Annotated in this window: 18 protein-coding genes and 1 other annotated feature; of the genes, 13 read left to right on the top strand and 5 right to left on the bottom strand. The window is 52.2% G+C overall.

The window, feature by feature from the left end:
- Window positions 1-143: 143 nt before the first annotated feature.
- The 6 genes from VSR74_RS10050 to VSR74_RS10030 all read left to right on the top strand — a co-directional run bounded on the left by VSR74_RS10050 (window position 144) and on the right by VSR74_RS10030 (window position 6,376).
- Complete coding sequence (locus tag VSR74_RS10050) at window positions 144-830, top strand: tRNA/rRNA methyltransferase (protein ID WP_347794600.1); 687 nt, start codon at window positions 144-146, stop codon at window positions 828-830.
- 213 nt (window positions 831-1,043) lie between these two features.
- Window positions 1,044-1,112, top strand: coding sequence for a thr operon leader peptide (gene thrL, locus VSR74_RS23240; protein WP_411914251.1), 69 nt, complete (start codon window positions 1,044-1,046; stop codon window positions 1,110-1,112).
- Window positions 1,051-1,167, top strand: a sequence feature (Thr leader region). It overlaps the preceding gene by 62 nt.
- A 25-nt stretch (window positions 1,168-1,192) precedes the next feature.
- The gene (thrA, locus tag VSR74_RS10045; protein WP_347794599.1) at window positions 1,193-3,655 is read left to right on the top strand and encodes a bifunctional aspartate kinase/homoserine dehydrogenase I; all 2,463 of its coding nucleotides are present in this window, start codon (window positions 1,193-1,195) and stop codon (window positions 3,653-3,655) included.
- A gap of 1 nt (window position 3,656) precedes the next feature.
- Window positions 3,657-4,586, top strand: coding sequence for a homoserine kinase (gene thrB, locus VSR74_RS10040; protein WP_347794598.1), 930 nt, complete (start codon window positions 3,657-3,659; stop codon window positions 4,584-4,586).
- Window positions 4,587-4,589: 3 nt separating this feature from the next.
- Entirely contained in the window at window positions 4,590-5,876 is a 1,287-nt protein-coding gene (gene thrC, locus VSR74_RS10035) for a threonine synthase (protein ID WP_347794597.1), read from the top strand.
- A 200-nt stretch (window positions 5,877-6,076) separates the two neighbouring features.
- A complete protein-coding gene (locus VSR74_RS10030) occupies window positions 6,077-6,376 on the top strand; it encodes a DUF2502 domain-containing protein (protein WP_347794596.1) in 300 nt (99 codons plus the stop codon).
- A gap of 38 nt (window positions 6,377-6,414) precedes the next feature.
- On the opposite strand, the gene yaaA is transcribed toward VSR74_RS10030, so the two are convergent.
- Entirely contained in the window at window positions 6,415-7,185 is a 771-nt protein-coding gene (yaaA, locus tag VSR74_RS10025; RefSeq protein WP_347794595.1) for a peroxide stress protein YaaA, read from the bottom strand.
- Between the two features lie 77 nt (window positions 7,186-7,262).
- A complete protein-coding gene (locus VSR74_RS10020) occupies window positions 7,263-8,693 on the bottom strand; it encodes an alanine/glycine:cation symporter family protein (RefSeq protein ID WP_347794594.1) in 1,431 nt (476 codons plus the stop codon).
- A gap of 251 nt (window positions 8,694-8,944) precedes the next feature.
- Between VSR74_RS10020 and tal the strand changes: the two genes are divergently transcribed.
- The 3 genes from tal to VSR74_RS10005 all read left to right on the top strand — a co-directional run bounded on the left by tal (window position 8,945) and on the right by VSR74_RS10005 (window position 11,673).
- Window positions 8,945-9,898 (top strand): transaldolase, encoded by a 954-nt coding sequence (gene tal / locus VSR74_RS10015; RefSeq protein WP_347794593.1) that lies wholly within the window; start codon window positions 8,945-8,947, stop codon window positions 9,896-9,898.
- Between the two features lie 133 nt (window positions 9,899-10,031).
- The gene (gene mog / locus VSR74_RS10010) at window positions 10,032-10,619 is read left to right on the top strand and encodes a molybdopterin adenylyltransferase (protein ID WP_347794592.1); all 588 of its coding nucleotides are present in this window, start codon (window positions 10,032-10,034) and stop codon (window positions 10,617-10,619) included.
- Window positions 10,620-10,758: 139 nt separating this feature from the next.
- Window positions 10,759-11,673 carry an Rpn family recombination-promoting nuclease/putative transposase gene (locus VSR74_RS10005; RefSeq protein WP_347794591.1) on the top strand — a complete coding sequence of 305 codons (915 nt, stop codon included), beginning with the start codon at window positions 10,759-10,761 and terminating at the stop codon, window positions 11,671-11,673.
- Between the two features lie 44 nt (window positions 11,674-11,717).
- Here the strand turns inward: VSR74_RS10005 and satP are convergent, their stop codons facing one another.
- A complete protein-coding gene (gene satP, locus VSR74_RS10000; RefSeq protein ID WP_347794590.1) occupies window positions 11,718-12,284 on the bottom strand; it encodes an acetate uptake transporter in 567 nt (188 codons plus the stop codon).
- Between the two features lie 567 nt (window positions 12,285-12,851).
- Between satP and dnaK the strand changes: the two genes are divergently transcribed.
- The 4 genes from dnaK (at window position 12,852) to VSR74_RS09980 (ending at window position 17,671) form a co-directional block, all read left to right on the top strand.
- Window positions 12,852-14,774, top strand: a complete 1,923-nt coding sequence (gene dnaK / locus VSR74_RS09995) for a molecular chaperone DnaK (protein ID WP_347794589.1) — start codon at window positions 12,852-12,854, stop codon at window positions 14,772-14,774.
- Between the two features lie 85 nt (window positions 14,775-14,859).
- A complete protein-coding gene (gene dnaJ / locus VSR74_RS09990) occupies window positions 14,860-15,996 on the top strand; it encodes a molecular chaperone DnaJ (protein ID WP_347794588.1) in 1,137 nt (378 codons plus the stop codon).
- 262 nt (window positions 15,997-16,258) lie between these two features.
- The gene (locus VSR74_RS09985; protein ID WP_347794587.1) at window positions 16,259-17,206 is read left to right on the top strand and encodes a LysR family transcriptional regulator; all 948 of its coding nucleotides are present in this window, start codon (window positions 16,259-16,261) and stop codon (window positions 17,204-17,206) included.
- A gap of 114 nt (window positions 17,207-17,320) precedes the next feature.
- Entirely contained in the window at window positions 17,321-17,671 is a 351-nt protein-coding gene (locus VSR74_RS09980; protein WP_347794586.1) for a phage holin family protein, read from the top strand.
- A gap of 93 nt (window positions 17,672-17,764) precedes the next feature.
- On the opposite strand, the gene VSR74_RS09975 is transcribed toward VSR74_RS09980, so the two are convergent.
- Together VSR74_RS09975 and VSR74_RS09970 are read right to left on the bottom strand one after the other, a co-directional pair.
- A complete protein-coding gene (locus tag VSR74_RS09975; RefSeq protein ID WP_347794585.1) occupies window positions 17,765-18,298 on the bottom strand; it encodes a glycoside hydrolase family 108 protein in 534 nt (177 codons plus the stop codon).
- Window positions 18,299-18,313: 15 nt separating this feature from the next.
- On the bottom strand, window positions 18,314-18,760 hold the full coding sequence (locus VSR74_RS09970; RefSeq protein ID WP_347794584.1) for a winged helix-turn-helix domain-containing protein: 447 nt from the start codon (window positions 18,758-18,760) through the stop codon (window positions 18,314-18,316).
- Between the last annotated feature and the right edge of the window lie 194 nt (window positions 18,761-18,954).

The following is an 18,954-nucleotide window of genomic DNA, read 5'->3' as shown; positions in this document are numbered from 1 at the left end:
TCAGAGCTGAATAGTTTAGCGTTTTTTATATGTTATGAAACATCATTTCAGTGATTTTTGTTGCATTTTTGTAAATTCGCGCTGCGCAATATGTTGAACTGCATCACATTTTTGCCGCGTGCCCGTTATGAAGAGAACTTTAAATGCGCTTATCGATAGTGCTGGTTTCACCAGCAAGAGCTGAAAATATCGGCGCCGCCGCCAGAGCCATGAAAACCATGGGCTTTAGTGACCTGCGCATCGTAGACAGCGTGGCTCACCTTGAGCCCGCCACCCGCTGGGTCGCCCACGGCTCTGGCGATATAATTGATAACATTACCTGTTATTCCACACTTGCCGATGCGCTGTATGACGTTGATTTTACTATTGCTACGACCGCGCGTAGCCGCGCAAAGTTCCATTACTACGCCACGCCGCAGGAACTTTTGCCGATGCTGGAAGAGAAAGCGCAGTGGATGGGGCATGCCGCGCTGGTATTTGGCCGGGAAGATTCAGGGTTAACTAACGAAGAACTGGCGCTTGCTGATGTGTTAACCGGCGTGCCGATGGTGGCTGATTACCCTTCGCTCAACCTCGGGCAGGCGGTAATGGTTTACTGCTACCAGCTCTCTTCGTTATTGCAACATCTGCCGCAGACGGCGGCCGTTGTTCAGGACAATCAGCTTCAGGCACTGCGCGAGCGCATCACTGCGTTGCTGACGCATCTGGACGTTGCCGGAGATGTAAAACTGGCTGACTGGCTGCAACAGCGAATCGGCTTACTTGAACAGCGCGATACGGCAATGTTACATCGTTTGCTCCATGATATTGAAAAAAAACTACCAGAGTAAAATTCTGTTGGTTTTTTGTTTTTTGGTTCAAAGGGCTGCTTTGTTGCGGAAATGTTGGGTTATAAAGTTAAAAAATTCCGCGTGAGTGGCGTGATGTGAAAAGGTTGCGAAGCGTGACGAACTTAAAAATTCGTTGACTTAAACGGGCAGATACTTTAACCAATATAGGTACAGCGCACAGACAGCGTAAAAATAACAGAGCACACAACATCCATGATTCGCATCAGCATCATTATCACCATGACAACCACCACTATTACCACAGGTAACGGTGCGGGCTGACGCGTACAGGAAACACAGAAAAAAGCCCGCACCGAACAGTGCGGGCTTTTTTTTCGACTAAAGGAAACGAGGGAACAACCATGCGAGTCTTGAAGTTCGGCGGTACATCAGTGGCAAATGCAGAACGCTTTCTGCGTGTTGCCGATATCCTGGAGAGTAATGCCAGGCAGGGGCAGGTGGCGACCGTGCTCTCTGCCCCGGCGAAAATTACTAACCATCTGGTGGCGATGATTGAAAAGACCATCGGCGGGCTGGACGCTCTCTCCAATATCGACGATGCCGAGCGCATTTTTTCCGAACTTCTTCATGGGCTTGCTGCGGCTCAGCCGGGGTTCCCGCTGGCTGAACTAAAACAAACCGTCGACAGCGAATTTGCTCAGATTAAACATATTCTGCATGGGATTAGCCTGCTGGGTCAGTGCCCGGACGGCGTTAACGCCGGGCTGATTTGCCGTGGTGAAAAACTCTCTATCGCGATCATGGCGGGGCTGCTGCGTGCTCGTGGTCACGGCGTGACGGTTATCGATCCGGTCGAAAAACTGCTGGCGACAGGCCATTACCTCGAATCCACCGTGGATATCGCTGAATCCACCCGTCGCATCGCCGCCAGCCAGATCCCGGTGAATCACATGATCCTGATGGCCGGGTTTACCGCGGGCAATGAGAAGGGCGAACTGGTTGTGCTTGGGCGTAATGGCTCGGATTACTCCGCCGCCGTGCTTGCCGCCTGTTTGCGCGCCGACTGTTGCGAAATCTGGACTGATGTCGACGGTGTTTATACCTGCGACCCAAGGCAAGTCCCGGACGCCCGCCTGCTGAAAAGCATGTCGTATCAGGAGGCAATGGAGCTCTCCTATTTCGGCGCTAAAGTTCTCCACCCTCGTACCATTGCCCCCATCGCCCAGTTCCAGATCCCTTGCCTGATTAAAAACACCGGAAACCCACAAGCACCCGGTACGCTTATCGGTGGCAGTAGCGTTGATGACGAACTGCCGGTTAAGGGGATCTCGAACCTCAATAATATGGCGATGTTCAGCGTCTCCGGGCCGGGGATGAAGGGCATGGTCGGCATGGCGGCGCGTGTATTCGCCACCATGTCGCGAGCGGGGATCTCCGTGGTGCTGATTACGCAGTCTTCATCCGAATACAGCATCAGCTTCTGTGTGCCGCAAAGCGACTGCGCGCGGGCGAAGAAAGCGATGGAAGATGAGTTTTATCTGGAGCTGAAAGAGGGGCTGCTGGAGCCGCTGGCGATTATGGAGCGTTTGGCGATCATCTCCGTGGTCGGCGATGGTATGCGCACCCTGCGCGGGATCTCAGCGAAATTCTTTGCCGCCCTGGCACGCGCCAATATTAATATTGTGGCGATTGCCCAGGGCTCGTCCGAGCGCTCTATTTCCGTGGTGGTCAGCAACGATGATGCCACCACCGGCGTGCGCGTTACTCATCAGATGCTGTTTAATACCGATCAGGTGATTGAAGTGTTTGTGGTGGGCGTCGGCGGCGTCGGCGGGGCGCTGCTGGAACAAATTAAGCGCCAACAGGCGTGGCTGAAGAACAAACATATCGACCTGCGTGTTTGCGGCGTGGCAAATTCAAAAGCGTTGCTCACCAGTGTTCATGGTTTGAATCTGGAGAACTGGCAGTCTGAACTGGCTGAAGCAAAAGAACCTTTTAACCTTGGCCGCCTGATCCGCCTGGTGAAAGAGTATCACCTGCTCAACCCGGTGATTGTCGACTGTACCTCCAGCCAGGCGGTTGCGGATCAATACGCCGACTTCCTGCGCGAAGGCTTCCACGTGGTCACGCCGAACAAAAAGGCCAATACCTCGTCGATGGACTACTATCACCAGTTGCGCCATGCGGCAGAGAAATCACGGCGTAAATTCCTGTACGACACTAACGTTGGCGCGGGTTTGCCGGTTATTGAGAACCTGCAAAACCTGCTCAACGCAGGTGATGAACTGCAACGCTTCTCCGGTATCCTTTCGGGCTCTCTGTCGTTTATCTTCGGCAAGCTGGATGAAGGCATGAGTTTCTCGCAAGCGACGGCAGTGGCGCGCGAGATGGGCTATACCGAACCCGACCCGCGTGATGACCTCTCGGGGATGGATGTGGCGCGCAAGCTACTTATTTTAGCCCGCGAAACCGGACGTAGCCTCGAATTGAATGATATTGTGGTGGAGTCGGTGCTGCCTGAAAACTTTGACGCTTCAGGCGACACTGAGAGCTTTATGGCGCGTCTGCCGCAACTGGATGACGACTTTTCTGCCCGTGTGGCGAAAGCGCGCGATGAAGGCAAAGTGCTGCGCTACGTTGGCAACATTGACGAAGATGGCGTGTGTCGCGTGAAGATCGACGCCGTCGACGGTAACGATCCGCTCTATAAGGTCAAAAACGGCGAGAACGCGCTGGCGTTTTACAGCCACTATTATCAACCGCTGCCGCTGGTACTGCGCGGCTACGGTGCGGGGAACGACGTCACGGCCGCCGGGGTGTTCGCTGACCTGTTACGTACCCTGTCATGGAAGTTAGGAGTTTAAGATGGTCAAAGTATATGCCCCGGCTTCCAGTGCCAATATGAGCGTCGGGTTCGATGTATTAGGCGCGGCGGTGACGCCTGTCGACGGAAGCCTGTTGGGTGATAACGTGTCGGTAGACGCGGCGGAAAGTTTCAGCCTGCGTAATGTCGGGCGCTTTGCCGATAAATTACCGCACGAGCCGAAAGAGAATATTGTTTACCAGTGTTGGGAACGCTACTGCCAGGAGATTGGCAAAACCGTTCCGGTGGCGATGACGCTGGAAAAAAACATGCCGATTGGTTCCGGGCTGGGTTCCAGCGCCTGTTCCGTGGTAGCGGCGCTGGTGGCGTTGAATGAATTTTGCGGTAAGCCGCTCGACGAAACCCGCATGCTGGCCCTGATGGGCGAGATGGAAGGGCGTATCTCTGGCAGCGTGCATTACGACAACGTCGCGCCGTGCTATCTGGGCGGCATGCAGCTAATGATTGAAGAAAACGGCATCATCAGCCAGCAGGTTCCGGGGTTTGATGAATGGCTGTGGGTGCTGGCGTACCCCGGCATCAAAGTGTCGACGGCGGAAGCGCGGGCGATTTTGCCCGCTCAGTATCGTCGCCAGGACTGTATTGCGCATGGCCGCCATCTGGCCGGTTTTATTCATGCCTGTTATTCCCGTCAGCCTCTGCTGGCGGCGAAATTGATGAAAGATGTGATTGCCGAACCCTATCGCACCAAACTGCTGCCGGGCTTCAGCCAGGCGCGCCAGGCGGTGGCGGAGATCGGCGCGCTTGCCTGTGGTATCTCCGGTTCCGGGCCGACGCTGTTCGCCCTTTGTGACAAACCCGAAACCGCGCAGCGCGTGGCCGACTGGCTGGGCAAACACTATCTGCAAAATCAGGAAGGCTTCGTTCATATTTGCCGGCTGGACACGGCGGGCGCACGAGTAGTGGGATAACCGATGAAACTCTATAACTTAAAAGATCACAACGAGCAGGTCAGCTTTGCGCAGGCCGTTACTCAGGGCCTGGGTAAGAATCAGGGGCTGTTTTTCCCGCACGACCTGCCGGAGTTCAACCTCACCGAGGTGGATGCGATGCTGGAAATGGATTTCGTGCCACGTAGCGCGAAAATCCTCTCCGCGTTTATCGGCGATGAAATCCCGCAGGAGCTGCTGGAAGAGCGTGTTCGCGCAGCCTTTGCTTTCCCGGCGCCGGTAAGCCAGGTGCAGGAAGACGTTGGTTGCCTGGAGCTGTTCCACGGCCCGACCCTGGCGTTTAAAGACTTCGGCGGCCGCTTTATGGCGCAGATGCTGACCCATATCAGCGGCGACAAACCGGTGACTATCCTGACCGCAACGTCCGGTGATACCGGGGCGGCAGTGGCGCATGCGTTCTACGGCCTGCCGAACGTTCGCGTGGTGATCCTCTACCCGCAAGGCAAAATCAGCCCGTTGCAGGAAAAACTGTTCTGTACCCTGGGCGGCAACATTGAAACGGTGGCCATCGACGGTGATTTTGATGCCTGCCAGGCGCTGGTGAAACAGGCGTTTGATGACGAAGAGCTGAAAGTGGCGCTGGGGCTTAACTCTGCGAACTCCATCAACATCAGCCGCCTGCTGGCGCAGATTTGCTACTACTTCGAAGCGGTGGCGCAACTGCCGCAGGAAGCCCGTAACCAACTGGTGGTCTCTGTGCCAAGCGGTAACTTCGGCGACCTGACCGCAGGGCTGCTGGCGAAATCCCTCGGCCTGCCGGTGAAACGCTTTATCGCTGCGACTAACGCCAATGACACCGTTCCGCGCTTCCTGCAACAGGGTGAATGGGCGCCGAAATCGACCCAGGCGACGCTATCGAATGCGATGGACGTCAGCCAGCCGAACAACTGGCCGCGCGTGGAGGAGCTGTTCCGGCGTAAAATCTGGCGTCTGAACGAGCTGGGCTATGCGGCGGTGGACGATGAAACCACCAAAGCGACCATGCGTGAACTGAAAGAACTGGGCTATCTCTCGGAGCCGCATGCGGCGGTGGCTTACCGAGCCCTGCGCGATCAGCTCAACCCAGGGGAATACGGCCTGTTCCTCGGTACGGCGCATCCGGCTAAATTCAAAGAAAGTGTTGAAGAGATCCTTCAGGAAACGCTGCCGTTGCCGAAAGAACTGGCAGACCGCGCCGACCTGCCGCTGCTCTCCCATAACCTGCCGGCAGATTTTGCGGCATTGCGCCAGTTGATGATGCGTCAGGCGTAATCGGTATCACGCTATCTCCAGATTGCCCGGTTAACGGGCAATTGTGGAGAGAACGTGGAAGAATAAAGCAGGAAAAACGCAGAAATTATCAATAGATGCGGGCGATCACAGAATAGGATTGCGGAGAATAACAACCGTCGTTCTATGGGGTTATTCTTACCTCATAGGCCGAAAGGCAGATGATAAATGAGGAATAACCTATGTCGAAGTTGAAACCCGTGATCCTTGCACTTTCTATGATGCTGGTGGCTCCGGCGATGGTTCAGGCGGAAGAAATCACACTGATTCCGGCTGTAAAGCTACAAATTGGCGACCGCGATAATAACGGCAACTACTGGGATGGCGGCCACTGGCGCGACCGTGATTACTGGAATGACCATTATGAGTGGCGTGACAACCGCTGGCATGCGCATAACAAACCGCCAAAACCGCATCATGACAATCGTGATAAGCACAAGTACAAAGATAAGCATGACGGCCCGGGTAAGGGGCACCATTAATTCGTCGCCGGGTGACATTGCGTCACCCGGCGTTTACATTACTCGTGGCGCTTAAACACCAGCTCATCCGGCGTGGATGATGCCTCATCAAAGAAATACCCTTCACTGTTAAACGCGGTTAACTGCTCCGGTTTGCTCAGGCGATTCTCAATAATAAAGCGGCTCATCAGCCCGCGCGCTTTCTTCGCATAGAAACTAATCACCTTAAACTTACCGTTTTTCTCATCGAGAAAGACCGGCTTGATGATGCGACCCTTTAGCACCTTCGGTTTCACTGATTTGAAATACTCATCTGATGCCAGGTTAACAATGATGTCATCGCCTTGCGCAGCCAGCGCGGTGTTCAGCTTTTCGGTGATTATCTCCCCCCAGAACTGGTAGAGATCTTTCCCGCGGGCGTTCTCCAGACGAATGCCCATTTCAAGGCGATAGGGCTGCATCAGATCCAGCGGACGCAGAACGCCGTAAAGCCCGGAGAGCATACGCAGGTGCTGCTGGGCAAAATCGAAATCAGCCTCGCTGAGGGTTTCGGCCTGAAGACCGGTATAGACGTCCCCTTTGAACGCCAGGATGGCCTGGCGAGCGTTGTCTGGGGTGAAATCAGGCTGCCAGTCGTGAAAGCGGGTGGCGTTCAGGTCGGCCAGTTTGTCGCTGATGCCCATCAGCTTTTTGATTTGCGGCGCGGAAAGCTTCCGCGCTTCGCGAATCAGTTGCTGAGAGTAGTCCAGCAGCTCGGGCTGGGTGTAGCGCGTGGTCGCCAGCTCGCTTTGATAATCGAGCGTCTTCGCGGGTGAGATCAGAATCAGCATATCCAGTCCTTACTAAAAATTTCACTCAACTTTAACAAAAAAAGCGTGTGAGCGGATCGATTGCTGCGATTGCCGCGCTACTCGCGCGGCGTCTCATCCCACGCCCCGGGCGCAAGCTGTTGTTCGATATCCGGATAATAGCGGGCGTTGAATACCGGCCGTACGCCCAGCTTGCGCTGGCGCAGATAGTCTCGGGCGATGATGCGGATGACCGGAGAGAGCAGCAGCAGCGCCGTCAGGTTAGTGATGGCCATTAGCGCCATAATCACGTCTGCCAGTTGCCAGACTATCGGCAGGCTGAGCAGGCTCCCGGCCAGCACCATCAGTACCGTCACAATACGTAAAATCCAGATGTTGGTTCGTGAATGCAGATGTAAAAAATAGAGGTTATTTTTGGCGTAAAGATAGTTCCCGGTAATCGACGTCAGCGCGAACAGCGCCATGATAAAGGCGACAAAGCCGGCCCCCCAGTTGCCAACCAGCATGGCCATTGACTGCTGAATTAAGTGAATACCGCTGTGGGTGACGATTTCTGTATCGTGCCCGGAGAGCAACACCACCATGGCACTGGCGCTACAAATGATGATGGTATCAATAAAAACGCCGATCATCTGCACGATGCCCTGCGCCGCAGGGTGCGGTGGCCAGGAAGTGGCAGCCGCGGCGATATTTGGCGTAGAGCCCATTCCTGCTTCGTTGGAAAACATCCCGCGCTGGAAACCGTTAGTTAAGGCCTGGCTGATGGTGTAGCCCACCGCGCCTGCGGCGGCCTCCTGCCAGCCAAAGGCGCTGCGAACTATCATCTCTAATAGCGCCGGCACCTCCACTGCATGCCATAAGGTGATCGCCAGACTGGCGCCAACCCACAGAATCGACATCAACGGTGCGACCCACTGCATCATTCGCGCGATATTTTTCAGGGTGCGGGTGATGAACAGCATCACCAGCAATCCGCCGATGATGCCAGTGATAAGTTTCGGTGTATCGAAGGCAAATTCCAGTGCGCGCGCCATTGAATTGGCCTGGACGGTATTAAAAATCAGACCATAGGCCAGCAGCAGGAAAATCGAGAACACCACGCCCATCCAGCGCATCCCCAGCCCGCGTTCCATATACCAGGCGGGGCCGCCGTGAAAATGGCCTGCGGCATCTTTTTCTTTGTAGAGCTGCGCCAGTGAAGATTCCGCGAAGCTGCTGGCCATGCCGACAATGGCCGACATCCACATCCAGAAGACGGCGCCGGGCCCGCCGACGGTAATGGCGATGGCGACGCCCGCCAGGTTACCGCTGCCGACGCGAGCGGCCAGACTGATGCAAAGAACCTGAAAGGAGGTTAACCCGCCTTGTTGTGGCGTCAGGCTGCCTTTCAGACTTCTGCCAAACTGGCGGATATAACGAAACTGAATATACCCTGTTCGCCAGGTAAACCAGACTCCACATCCGAGGAGCAGGTAGATCATCACGGAACCCCAAAGGATTTCGCCGATAAAAGAAAGAAAATCAGGCATTAAACGTCCTCTTGTTTATGCCGAAACAGGGGCTGGAATACGGAAATTATCGTCATAAGCACGATTCGATTCAGCCCATGTAAGCGTTACCATTTTACGGGCGAACCGTTGTCAGCCCTGAATGTTCAATGTCCCAGTTTATCATACTCTGCGCTCTCGAGGCTCCGGCAGTTGCGCAAAGGGCGGGGCGTGATATCATCGAAGAAGACCGGTTACATCCCCCTAACAGCTATTTAAAGAGAAACACTATCATGACGGACAAATTGACATCTCTACGTCAGTACACAACCGTGGTGGCTGACACCGGAGACATCGCGGCGATGAAGCTGTACCAGCCGCAGGATGCAACAACTAACCCTTCTCTGATCCTGGGTGCCGCTCAGATCCCTGAGTATCGTAAACTGATTGATGAAGCGATTGCCTGGGCGCGTAGCCAGAGCAGCGATCGCGCGCAGCAGGTTGTTGATGCAACTGATAAGCTGGCCGTAAACATCGGCCTGGAAATCCTGAAACTGGTTCCTGGGCGTATCTCCACTGAAGTGGACGCGCGCCTCTCTTATGATACCGACGCGTCTATCGCCAAGGCGAAACGCCTGATCAAGCTCTACAACGATGCTGGCATCAGCAATGACCGTATCCTGATCAAACTGGCCTCTACCTGGCAGGGCATCCGTGCCGCTGAGCAACTGGAAAAAGACGGCATCAACTGTAACCTGACGCTGCTGTTCTCCTTCGCGCAGGCGCGTGCTTGTGCAGAAGCGGGCGTTTACCTGATCTCCCCATTCGTAGGGCGTATCCTTGACTGGTATAAAGCCAATACCGACAAGAAAGAGTACGCACCGGCAGAAGATCCGGGCGTGGTTTCCGTAAGCGAAATCTACGAATATTACAAACAGCACGGCTACGAAACTGTCGTGATGGGCGCAAGCTTCCGTAATGTCGGCGAAATTCTGGAACTGGCGGGCTGCGACCGTCTGACCATCGCTCCGGCTCTGCTGAAAGAGCTCTCTGAAAGCGAAGGCGCGATTGAGCGTAAACTGGTTTACACCGGCGAAGTAAAAGCGCGTCCGGCGCGTATCACCGAGTCTGAGTTCCTGTGGCAGCACAACCAGGATCCGATGGCCGTTGATAAACTGGCGGAAGGCATCCGTAAGTTTGCTGTCGACCAGGGCAAACTGGAAAAAATGATCGGCGACCTGCTGTAATTCAGCCATAGTCGCACTCTGAATAACCCGCGCTTCTTTGTGAAGGCGGGTTATTTTTTTATCTTCATCATGCGTTCGCCCGCCAATCCCGTGTATCATTTCGCCTGACAGTACAAGTTTGGACGGAATGACTATGAACACCTTACGTATTGGCCTGGTTTCTATCTCTGACCGCGCTTCCAGCGGCGTTTATCAGGATAAAGGTATCCCGGCGCTTGAAGAGTGGTTGAGTAAAACCCTGACCACCCCTTTTGAACTCCAGACCCGCCTGATACCGGATGAACAGCCGATTATCGAGCAAACTCTGTGCGAGCTCGTGGACGAAATGAGTTGCCACCTGGTGCTGACCACTGGCGGAACCGGGCCGGCGCGTCGTGACGTGACGCCGGATGCAACGCTGGCGATTGCCGATCGCGTGATGCCGGGCTTCGGCGAACAGATGCGCCAGGTGAGTCTGCACTTTGTGCCAACGGCAATTCTCTCCCGACAGGTTGGTGTGATCCGCAAACAGGCGCTAATCCTTAACCTGCCCGGCCAGCCAAAGGCGATTCAGGAAACGCTGGAAGGCGTGAAAGATGCGGATGGCAACGTGCTGGTTCACGGTGTTTTTGCCAGTGTGCCGTATTGTGTGCAACTGCTTGAAGGCCCCTATATTGAGACTGACCCTGTGGTTGTTGCTGCATTTCGCCCGAAAAGCGCGCGCCGCGACGCGAATGCCTGAATCTGATGCATTAATGACATTGCCAGTCGCTCTGCTGGAGCGGTAAATACGAGCAGCCTTCCAGAATAGCAACGAACTCCTGACAACGGCTCGCGCCGGGTAGATACTGCGCCGCGAGTCAGTTTTTCAGGGGAATATTATGACAGGGAAAGTCTCAGCAGGGCCGCATGACGCGTTTTTCCGCCAGGTGATGACGCATCCTGAAGCCGCCCGTGATTTCCTCGAGATCCATCTTCCGCAGCATTTACGCGCCCTTTGCGATTTGAGTTCGCTGAAGCTGGAGTCCGGCAACTTTATCGAAGACGATTTGCGTATCCGCTATTCTGATGTGCTTTGGTCAGTGCAGATGAACGGGGAGAAGGGATATATCTACGCGCTAATCGAGCATCAAAGTAAGCCTGATAAGCAGATGACGCAGCGGCTGATGCGTTACTCGCTGGCGGCGATGCAACGTCACATTGAGAAGGGGCATGATACGCTACCGCTGGTGGTTCCTATCCTTTTTTATCATGGTGCAACGCGCCCCTATCCCTATTCAATGTGCTGGTTTGATGCTTTTTCCGATGCGGAATTGGCGAAACGGATATATTCCGGCCCCTTTCCGCTGGTAGATATTACCGAGGTTCCTGATGACGCGATTTTGACACATCGTCGGATAGCGATACTGGAATTTTTGCAAAAGCATATTCGTCAGCGCGATCTGATGGCGTTGACGGAGTCGCTGGTCAAGATTTTGCAGGCGGGATACACTTCAGATCAGCAGCTCCGAATGGCGCTGAATTATATCTTACAGGTTGGTTTTACCGCAGATAAAGGCGCTTTCTTTCGCACGCTGGCGAAAAGCGCAGCACAGCAGGGAGACGTTATCATGACATTAGCTGATGAACTGAGGCAGGAAGGTCTTGAACAAGGTCTGGAACAGGGTCTGGAACAAGGCCGTGAAGAGGCCACATTCAAAATTGCTCAGGCGATGATCGAAAGCGGTATCGATCGCATGCAGGTTCTGCACCTGACGGGGTTATCAGAAGAGACGCTGGAAACGCTGGTACACTAACGCCGGAAAGACGTTGCTCCTGCCACAGGCAGGAGCAAGAGTAATCAGTGAGATTCACCGATCGGCAGCACGGTGCGGCCAAACTGCTCGTTAAGCACTTCACCCATCGCCAGGTAAATCGCGCTGGCGCCACATACCAGGCCAATCCAGCCCGCCACGTGGACGATGCTTTCGTTGTCTGTCAGGTGGCCAATGGCCAGCAGTGCGAACAGCACGGTCAGGCTCAGGAAGACGAACTGCAACATACGCGCGCCCTTCAGCGTACCGAAGAACATGAACAGGGTGAAGACGCCCCAAAGACCCAGGTATACGCCCAGGAAGTGTGCGTTGGCGGCATCGGCCAGGCCCATTTTCGGCAGCAGCAGAATCGCGACCAGCGTCAACCAGAAGGAACCGTAGGAAGTAAAGGCGGTTAAACCGAAGGTATTGCCTTTCTTAAATTCCAGCAGTCCGGCAAAGATTTGCGCGATACCGCCATAAAAAATGCCCATCGCCAGGATGATGCCATCCATCGGGAAAAGCCCAATATTGTGCAGGTTCAGCAGAATGGTGGTCATGCCGAAACCCATCAGACCCAGCGGAGCCGGATTAGCCAACTTAGTGTTGCCCATAATTCCTCAAAAAATCATCATTAAATGGTGAAGTAATTTCCCCGCTGGACGTTACAGGTAGCGGGGCGCGGCATAATAATCAGGCAATGAATGGCTGTCTATGATCTGAGCGGGGGAAAATGAAATATTTCCCCTCTTAAAGGGGATTAAGGTGAAGGCGCGTATTTTTAATGGTTCTGTCTGGGATAGCGGTGTATGAAAGGGAGTGAGCCTTCACGCACTCTGGCATTTTCATGCCTTCACTAACGGCATTGATGACTCCGCTATTGCGCTAAAGCATATATTGCGCCGCGAACCGGGGAGTAAGCGATGTTTTACTGTATTGCTTCGATAGACCGGTTTTTTAACGTATCTAACGGGTTACAGGTTTTTTTTCTTCTTTTTGTTTATCGGGACAAAAAATTTTTTATCTCTCCCCCTTGATGGATTCAGTAACGACCCCATCTTGTACTCAACCGCAGTGGTGAGTCTGAAAAAAAACGATTCAGGGCAGTTGAAACGGCACGTTTCGCCCTTATTACAGATTCACAACCACATGTTGATCGAATTTTTAGTGGAGACGTTTAGATGGGTAAAATTATTGGTATCGACCTGGGTACTACCAACTCTTGTGTAGCGATTATGGATGGCACTACTGCACGTGTGCTGGAGAACGCCGAGGGCGATCGCACCACACCTTCTATCATTGCATATACCCAGGATGGTGAAACTCTGGTTGGTCAGCCGGCTAAACGTCAGGCAGTGACAAACCCGCAAAACACCCTGTTTGCGATTAAACGCCTGATTGGTCGCCGCTTCCAGGACGAAGAAGTTCAGCGTGACGTTTCTATCATGCCGTACAAAATCGTTGCCGCAGACAATGGCGACGCATGGCTGGATGTGAAAGGCACCAAAACTGCACCGCCGCAGATCTCTGCTGAAGTGCTGAAAAAAATGAAGAAAACGGCTGAAGATTACCTGGGTGAACCGGTAACTGAAGCGGTTATCACCGTACCTGCATACTTTAACGATGCGCAGCGTCAGGCAACCAAAGATGCTGGCCGTATCGCAGGTCTGGAAGTAAAACGTATCATCAACGAACCGACCGCTGCCGCACTGGCTTACGGCCTGGATAAAGAAGTCGGCAACCGCACTATCGCGGTGTACGACCTGGGTGGTGGTACTTTCGATATCTCTATTATCGAAATCGACGAAGTTGACGGCGAAAAAACCTTCGAAGTTCTGGCAACCAACGGTGATACCCACCTGGGTGGTGAAGACTTCGATACCCGTCTGATCAACTACCTCGTTGACGAGTTTAAGAAAGATCAGGGCATTGACCTGCGTAACGACCCGCTGGCCATGCAGCGCCTGAAAGAAGCGGCAGAAAAAGCGAAAATCGAGCTTTCTTCCGCTCAGCAGACCGACGTGAACCTGCCGTATATCACCGCAGACGCAACCGGTCCGAAACACATGAACATTAAAGTGACCCGTGCGAAACTGGAAAGCCTGGTAGAAGACCTGGTTAACCGTTCTATCGAGCCGCTGAAAGTTGCGCTGCAGGATGCGGGTCTGTCCGTATCTGATATCCAGGACGTTATCCTGGTCGGTGGTCAGACGCGTATGCCGATGGTTCAGAAGAAAGTTGCTGAGTTCTTCGGTAAAGAACCACGTAAAGACGTTAACCCGGACGAAGCTGTTGCTATCGGCGCGGCAGTTCAGGGTGGTGTATTGACCGGTGAAGTGAAAGACGTACTGCTGCTGGACGTTACCCCGCTGTCTCTGGGTATCGAAACCATGGGCGGCGTGATGACTGCGCTCATCAACAAAAACACCACGATCCCGACGAAGCACAGCCAGGTGTTCTCTACCGCTGAAGACAACCAGTCTGCGGTAACCATCCATGTGATTCAGGGTGAACGTAAACGTGCGTCTGATAACAAATCACTGGGTCAGTTCAACCTGGATGGTATCAGCCCGGCACCGCGCGGCATGCCGCAGATCGAAGTCACCTTCGATATCGATGCTGACGGTATCCTGCACGTTTCCGCGAAAGACAAAAACAGCGGTAAAGAGCAGAAAATCACCATTAAGGCTTCTTCCGGTCTGAACGAAGAAGAGATCCAGAAAATGGTACAGGAAGCTGAAGCAAACGCCGAATCTGACCGTAAGTTCGAAGAACTGGTTCAGACGCGTAACCAGGGCGACCATCTGCTGCACAGCACTCGCAAGCAGGTTGAAGAAGCGGGCGACCAGTTACCGGCTGACGACAAAACGGCTATCGAGTCTGCACTGACTGCGCTGGAAGGTTCTCTGAAAGGCGAAGACAAAGCGGATATCGAAGCGAAAATGCAGGCGCTGGCGCAGGTTTCCCAGAAACTGATGGAAATCGCTCAGCAGCAGCATGCGCAGCAGCAAGCTGGCGCAGCAGGCGCTGACGCTTCCGCGAACAATGCGAAAGATGACGACGTTGTCGACGCAGAGTTCGAAGAAGTAAAAGATAAAAAATAATCGCCCTTTGATTGGGTAATTACTGATACGGGCGAAGAGGTTTCCTCTCCGCCCGTTCATGCATGTTAAGGGCAGATAAAAAAAGATGGCGAAGCAAGACTATTACGAGATTTTAGGCGTCTCCAAAACAGCGGAAGAGCGTGAAATCAAAAAGGCGTACAAACGCCTGGCCATGAAATATCACCCGGACCGCAATCAGGGTGACAAAGAGGCCGAAGCCAAATTTAAAGAAATTAAAGAGGCTTACGAAATTCTGACCGACGCGCAGAAGCGTGCGGCCTACGACCAGTACGGTCATGCGGCCTTTGAACAAGGCGGCATGGGCGGCGGCGGCGGCTTTGGTGGCGGTGGCGCAGACTTTAGCGATATCTTTGGTGACGTATTTGGTGACATCTTCGGCGGTGGCCGTGGTCGTCAGCGTGCTTCACGCGGCGCTGACCTGCGCTACAACATGGAATTGACCCTTGAAGAAGCGGTTCGTGGTGTGACCAAAGAGATCCGTATCCCAACGCTTGAGGAGTGCGATGTCTGCCACGGCAGCGGGGCGAAAGCCGGTACGCAGCCGCAAACCTGTCCGACCTGCCATGGCGCAGGCCAGGTACAGATGCGTCAGGGGTTCTTTGCGGTGCAGCAGACCTGTCCACATTGTCAGGGGCGCGGTACGCTGATTAAAGATCCGTGCAACAAATGTCACGGTCATGGTCGCATCGAGAAAACCAAAACATTGTCGGTTAAAATTCCGGCAGGCGTCGATACCGGCGATCGTATTCGTCTCTCCGGCGAAGGTGAAGCGGGCGAGCACGGCGCACCGGCAGGCGATCTGTACGTTCAGGTTCAGGTGAAACAGCATGCTATCTTTGAGCGTGAGGGTAACAACCTGTACTGCGAAGTGCCGATTAACTTCGCGATGGCAGCGCTGGGCGGTGAAATTGAAGTGCCGACGCTGGATGGCCGCGTGAACCTGAAAGTGCCAGGAGAAACCCAAACGGGTAAACTCTTCCGTATGCGAGGCAAGGGAGTTAAATCCGTTCGCGGCGGTGCGCAGGGCGATCTCCTGTGCCGCGTGGTGGTGGAAACCCCGGTCGGCCTGAACGACAAGCAGAAGCAATTGCTTAAAGAGTTGCAGGAAAGCTTTGGCGGCCCGACAGGCGAGAAAAACAGCCCGCGCTCCAAAAGCTTCTTCGATGGCGTGAAAAAGTTTTTTGATGACTTAACACGCTAATGGCCGTGGCTCGTCCTGATATAGGTTGACAGTTTTCTGTCGGTAAAGCGCCTGATGAACATCATCGGGCGTTTTTTTATGTAATGAGTTAGTTTTATTTAAAATTATTTTTATTAAAACTTAAAACATCACGCCTGCCTCCTCTCATGAATTGAATTACGTTTATTTATAATTAAATGAGCATGTTTTTAGTGGCGGATGTTTTATTTATCTTAAGTATTATCTATATTGCCTCTTTTCATTGGCCAGAGGCTGACAGCGTATGGGATCGAAAGGTGCCAACAAGGAGTTTGATTATAATTTAATCAAAGTTCTTGATGCTGTTATCTCGTCAGGTAACGCCGCAAAGGCGGCAAAAAAACTGTCGGTTACTCCCGCCGCTATCTCTTTGGCACTCACTCGTCTCCAGGGGTTTTATCCGGACGAGTTATTTATTCGGGGTAAAGACGGGCTGATTCCTACCGCGAAAGCGGTGGAGATCCACCACTCCTTCCGCCAGGTGATGGCGCTTATTAATAACACCTTCATTGAGGAACAGCCTCATCGTCACGGCACCGAAATCTCGGTTCTTGGCGGCGAAATCGTTGAAAGTTATTATCTCTCCCAGCTTAACCATGACGACGTTTTTGCGCGTTTTGCCATTAGTCATTTCTCCGGTCGAAATATGCCGTTAACCGAAATGAAGGAGCTGCTCTTAACGGGAGAGTGTGATCTGGTGATAGGTATGGAACCTCTCGTTGATGCGGCGGTTGAGTTTCAGCTTATTGACACCTTTAAACATTACGTCTGTATCTGTAGCGAACAGAATCTGCTGGCGGAACTGTCACAGCTTTCATTACATCACTTCTATTCCGCGCATCACGCGGTTTATCAATCCGGTATCTTTTCCAGCACGGTGTTCAGCGAACGTAGCCTGCTCGGGGACGATGCTTTATACAAAGGGACGCGCATTCAGGGATATCGCGGTGATTCTATCAGCGGCATTATCAGTATTGTTGAGCGTACCTCGCTTATTGCGACCCTGCCATTAAAGCTGGCGTTGTTCTTCAAAAACCAGCGACGCTATACGATAAAAATGGTGCAACCTCCACCTGAGCTGACATTAAGACCGCTTTCCATTTATGCTTCATGGAACCGCAACAGCCATAAACGGAAAGAGACGGATGAACTGGTGACAATGCTGCATGCGCTCTCCTCATTCCGTCGTTAATGGCGGCTCACTGTGCTTGATTGATAATATTTGGCATGTGTTGATTTATCGTGATTAGTATTTTTAACCGTAAAGCCTGAATCTTGTGCCACTACATTGAAACAGGAGGTTAAAATGTCTATTGCTAATCATTTGGATACATCAGAAGTTGCTTTGCTGGAACTGGAAATTCTTTTCACCATTGTGGCAACTGGCGCATGGGGTGGTTTCGTCAGCTATCTTATTAAGGCTGATAAGAAATCTACCAAAAATATTAATAAAGGGATTATGAGTTGTCTGACTCAAGTTGTCGTCTCATGTTTTACCAGCTTCTTACTCAGTGCCGTAGCCATTGAAAAAAATTGTAGTTTTAATATTGTATTATTAGCCGCCGGGTTAGGTGGCGTATTTGCGGGCCCAATCCTGAAAGTGTTCGGTGAACTGGTTAAACGTTTTCTCGAAGATTACAACATTTTAAAAAGGTGAGTGTGCTTTTTTTAGTATTAAGGCCCTTCCATGGGCCTTAATATCTATCAAGACACCGCGCATGAACTTACCGTAAGTGTTATATAACAAAAATTATGCAACTCTGTTTTTTATCCAGCCATAGATGAACTCTTCATTTTTACTCGATTCTTCAGTGATATTCAGATAGTACGCCCCCTGACTACAGTTTAATGCTTTCACCAGAACATTTTCTCCCTCTTTTCCTCGCCAGTGCAGGAGAGCCTCCAGTGCATTGACCGTCATTAAGCCGATACAGCCATCTACTTTAATATCACGATAACCTTTTTGCTCACGGTTCAGTACATTTAGCCAGCGCTGAAGCCATAGGCAGGGAAGGCGTGGGCCGATATTAACGCCTGCATCGCACAGTTCAAAGGCGACATCCCACGAGACTCTGGCGATGAGATCGAAGCCGGGTTTAACCCAGTAATTTGTCTCCAGAATGGAATAGGCTTCTATCCGCGTCATCTCACGCATACTGCCCATATAACCACAGGCACGGGCGGTTTTTAGCGTGATTCCCCAGTTGGTTTCACCGCCGCTATCTTTCGGGTTAACGCTATACCCACCTTCGGTAGTTAAAATTCCATCAATAATCGGGTTCATGATATTCCTTATCCTTTAGTGAATATTAAAAAATACAGTTGTGGTTAATAAAATACTCGCCGCTACGGTGAACAGCGTTTTTGTTGACTTCGCAATAACCTCTTTTAATGATGTTTTCTTTACCGGCTCATGGAGCTTCATCGCAATCTGCGAATTGACCTGTATTCCCTGGCGCGGGATCGTAATAATCAGGTCGCTAATGCCCATGCTTTTTAAATCCTTACGGATTAAATAAAGTATCTGGGTCAAATTGGCATCACTCACAAATTCACTTCGATTTCCCCACAGCGCCTGGCTAAGCTGACGGCGGTCAATAACGCCTGTTTCTGCATGCTCAATTATGTAGCTCAGACACTTTGCGCGCATCGCCGTCATTCTGATTACCTGTGAGTTATTGGTATTTTTTAACTCGTACTGAGCTTCGTTAAAAATACAGTTGTTATTAATTAAATACATTTTCATTGCTTCATCCTTTAGATAGGTGGTTCCTGTTTGTGCTGGCGATATTAGATTTGGGATTTTGCTTATTCCATCATTTGTCTTTTATTTTCTGCTGTTTGATCGGTAAAGAGTGAGCCTTTTCACATAAAAAAGGCGTAATTAAATGACAGTTAATATCCTCATTAATTTTATTTAACTGGTTACGGAACCTCTCC

It is taken from the genome of Pseudocitrobacter cyperus (assembly GCF_039889165.1).
Taxonomy (GTDB): Bacteria; Pseudomonadota; Gammaproteobacteria; order Enterobacterales; family Enterobacteriaceae; genus Pseudocitrobacter; species Pseudocitrobacter cyperus.
The sequence above is the reverse complement of the archived record's forward strand: the minus strand, read 5'-3'. Positions and strand labels throughout refer to the sequence as shown.

Bases quoted from the DNA above. Each gene is read 5' to 3' on its own strand.
- tal (WP_347794593.1), top strand. From the start codon at position 8,945: ATGACGGACAAATTGACATCTCTACGTCAGTACACAACCGTGGTGGCT.
- VSR74_RS10050 (WP_347794600.1), top strand. From the start codon at position 144: ATGCGCTTATCGATAGTGCTGGTTTCACCAGCAAGAGCTGAAAATATC.
- VSR74_RS09970 (WP_347794584.1), bottom strand. From the start codon at position 18,760: ATGAAAATGTATTTAATTAATAACAACTGTATTTTTAACGAAGCTCAG.
- dnaK (WP_347794589.1), top strand. From the start codon at position 12,852: ATGGGTAAAATTATTGGTATCGACCTGGGTACTACCAACTCTTGTGTA.
- thrB (WP_347794598.1), top strand. From the start codon at position 3,657: ATGGTCAAAGTATATGCCCCGGCTTCCAGTGCCAATATGAGCGTCGGG.
- thrA (WP_347794599.1), top strand. From the start codon at position 1,193: ATGCGAGTCTTGAAGTTCGGCGGTACATCAGTGGCAAATGCAGAACGC.
- VSR74_RS09980 (WP_347794586.1), top strand. From the start codon at position 17,321: ATGTCTATTGCTAATCATTTGGATACATCAGAAGTTGCTTTGCTGGAA.
- VSR74_RS10020 (WP_347794594.1), bottom strand. From the start codon at position 8,693: ATGCCTGATTTTCTTTCTTTTATCGGCGAAATCCTTTGGGGTTCCGTG.
- VSR74_RS10005 (WP_347794591.1), top strand. From the start codon at position 10,759: ATGACAGGGAAAGTCTCAGCAGGGCCGCATGACGCGTTTTTCCGCCAG.
- VSR74_RS09985 (WP_347794587.1), top strand. From the start codon at position 16,259: ATGGGATCGAAAGGTGCCAACAAGGAGTTTGATTATAATTTAATCAAA.
- mog (WP_347794592.1), top strand. From the start codon at position 10,032: ATGAACACCTTACGTATTGGCCTGGTTTCTATCTCTGACCGCGCTTCC.
- thrC (WP_347794597.1), top strand. From the start codon at position 4,590: ATGAAACTCTATAACTTAAAAGATCACAACGAGCAGGTCAGCTTTGCG.
- dnaJ (WP_347794588.1), top strand. From the start codon at position 14,860: ATGGCGAAGCAAGACTATTACGAGATTTTAGGCGTCTCCAAAACAGCG.
- VSR74_RS10030 (WP_347794596.1), top strand. From the start codon at position 6,077: ATGTCGAAGTTGAAACCCGTGATCCTTGCACTTTCTATGATGCTGGTG.
- satP (WP_347794590.1), bottom strand. From the start codon at position 12,284: ATGGGCAACACTAAGTTGGCTAATCCGGCTCCGCTGGGTCTGATGGGT.
- yaaA (WP_347794595.1), bottom strand. From the start codon at position 7,185: ATGCTGATTCTGATCTCACCCGCGAAGACGCTCGATTATCAAAGCGAG.
- VSR74_RS09975 (WP_347794585.1), bottom strand. From the start codon at position 18,298: ATGAACCCGATTATTGATGGAATTTTAACTACCGAAGGTGGGTATAGC.